Below are 2,428 nucleotides of genomic sequence, written 5' to 3'. Positions count from 1 at the left end.
CCTTGGGCTGCGACGGCGGCACGGTGGTGCCGCCGTACTTGAGCAGGTTGGAGAAGATGTTGCCCTCCTCGGCACCCGCGGGCGCCGCGCAGTGAAGCCCAAGCCGGGAGACGGCCCGTTCCGCGCCTGACCGCCCGGCTCGACCTCGGGCGCGCGACCGCGTTCCACTGCGTGCCGGCGGCCGACCCGGTCTTCGACCGCCGCCTCGTGCTGCCGGAGATCGGCCGCGGCGGCTGGGTCGTCCTGACCTATCGCGAGCCGCCGACCGCCCGGCCGCGCCGGCCGATGCTGCGCCTGATCCGCGCCGAGGGCGCGCAGGACGTGGTGCTGCCCGGCGTCGCGCAGCCCTGCGCCCACTGGCTCGGCCTGCTCCCGGACGACCTTCGCGAGATCCGCCTCGCCGCCGGACCCGGCTTCGTGCTGGAGCGCGTCGGCCGCCGCACCGAGGCGAGCCTGTTCCTGCAAGCGCTCGCGACCCGGCCGCTCCGCGCCGTCTCCGCCCTCTACGAACGCCTGCGCGGCGACGAGCGCCGCTATCGCGACACCCTCCGCGGGACCTGCGCGGTGACGCCGCGCGCGCGGTTCTCGGATTGGGCAGCGGACCGCGCCCTCCTTCCGCCCTCCCCCGAAGGCGGGGGAGGGAAGGGGGCGTTCGGCATGATCCGCGTGCTCGTCCTGGCCGACGCGGATGCCGAAAGCCTCGCCGCGACGCTCGCGAGCCTGCGCGCGCAGACCCATCCCGACTGGCGCGCGATCGTCCTGCACGCCACCTTGCAGGCCACGCCCGACGACCCTCGCATCGCGCACGAGGCCTGGCGCGACGATCGCGGCCTCGGGGATGTCCTCGGAATCGCGCCCCTCTGCCTGCTCCGCGCCGGCGACTGGCTGAGGCCCGACGCGCTCGCTCGGCTCGCCGCAGAGATCGGCACGGCCGACCTGATCTACGCCGACGAGCTGCGCGACGGCGCGCCCCGGCTGAAACCGGATTGGAGCCCGGATCTCGCCCGCACCACCGGCTACCAGGGCCGGCCGTGGCTCGCCGCGCCGGCCCTGCTCGCGCGCCTTCCCGAAGACCCGGCCGGGGCGATCGCGGCGTTTCCGCTCGTCCTCGATCTGTGGCTCGGCGCGCGCGCGACCCGTGTGGCGCACCTCCCGCGCATCCTCGCCGAGACCACCGGGGCCGCGCCGGATGCCGCGCCGCGCGCCGCCGCGCTCGCCCGGCATCGCACCGACGCCCCCGAGCCGGTGATCCGCGACGGCGTCGTCGACCTGCTCTGGCCGCTGCCCGAGCCGGCGCCGCGCGTCAGCATCGTGATCCCGTCGCGCGACCGGCTCGACTTGATCGAGCGGGTCTGCCGCGGCGTCCTGCACGAGACCGCCTACCCTGCCATCGAGTGCGTGATCGTCGACAACGGCTCGACCGATCCGGCGGTGCTCGCTCACTACGACGCGCTCCGGCGCGATCGGCGGGTGCGGATCGTCGCGTTCGATGCGCCCTTCAACTTCTCGGCGATGGTCAATGCCGGGGTGGCGGCCGCGACCGGCGCCGTCGTCGTGCTGCTCAACAACGACGTGGCGGTGCTGCACCCGGATTGGCTCGACGCGATGGTCCGGCAGGCGCTGCGGCCGGAGGTCGGCGCGGTCGGCGCCAAGCTGCTCTACGCGAACGGCACGTTGCAGCATGCCGGCGTCGTCGTCGGGCTCGGCGGGCGGGCCGGGCACATCCTGCGCAAGCGCCCCGCGGGCAGCCCCGGCCGTCTCGGGCAGATGCGGGTCGCGCACGAGGTCTCGGCCGTCACCGCCGCGTGCCTCGCTGTTTCACGGGAAAACTATCGGGCGGTCGGCGGCTTCGACGCGGAGGCGTTCCCGGTCGATTTCAACGACGTGGATTTCTGCCTCCGCCTCGGGGCGGCCGGTTGCAAGACGGTGTGGACGCCGGCCGCCACCCTGGCTCACCTCGAATCGGTGAGCCGCGGCCCGTCGGTGGGCGCCAAGCGCATCCGGTTCGAGGCGGAGGCCGCCCGCTTCACCGAGCGCTGGCGCGACGTGATCCGGCACGATCCGTTCTATCATCCCGCCCTGTCGCTCACGACCTTCGGCGAGGACCTGGAATAGCCATGGCTGGCTCGGGCACGCGCGCCGTCGCCGCCACCCTGGCGCGTCATCCGCGGCGGACCTTCGCGATCCTCTGGGCCCGCCTCACCGGCCGGCGCCTGCGCGCGCGCCAGCAATGCGCGGCCCTCGTCGGCATCGATCACCGCCTGGCGCTGCCGCCCGGGATCCTGGACCGGTTTCCGACCGAGCCCGTCCCGCCCGCCGAGCCCGACGACGACGCCGGCATGCTGCAACGTGCCGTTCGCGTAGAGCAGCTTGGCGCCGACCGCGCCGACCTCCGGCCGCAGCGCCTGCCGGACCATCGCGTCGAGCC

The 2,428-nt window shown here is 74.8% G+C and carries 1 protein-coding gene and 1 pseudogene; both read left to right on the top strand.

The features are described 5' to 3' along the window. Positions 1-285: 285 nt before the first annotated feature. Positions 286-2,115, top strand: a complete 1,830-nt coding sequence (locus FV223_RS25390; RefSeq protein ID WP_246686604.1) for a glycosyltransferase — start codon at positions 286-288, stop codon at positions 2,113-2,115. A gap of 2 nt (positions 2,116-2,117) precedes the next feature. Next, a pseudogene (locus FV223_RS30850) lies at positions 2,118-2,428 on the top strand (hypothetical protein); the annotation flags it as partial.

It is taken from the genome of Methylobacterium sp. WL116, from assembly GCF_008039455.1.
Lineage (GTDB): Bacteria > Pseudomonadota > Alphaproteobacteria > Rhizobiales > Beijerinckiaceae > Methylobacterium.
The sequence above is the reverse complement of the archived record's forward strand: the minus strand, read 5'-3'. Positions and strand labels throughout refer to the sequence as shown.

What these genes read in the sequence shown, in the direction of transcription:
- FV223_RS25390 (WP_246686604.1), top strand. Translation starts at nt 286, where the DNA reads ATGCTGCGCCTGATCCGCGCCGAGGGCGCGCAGGACGTGGTGCTGCCC.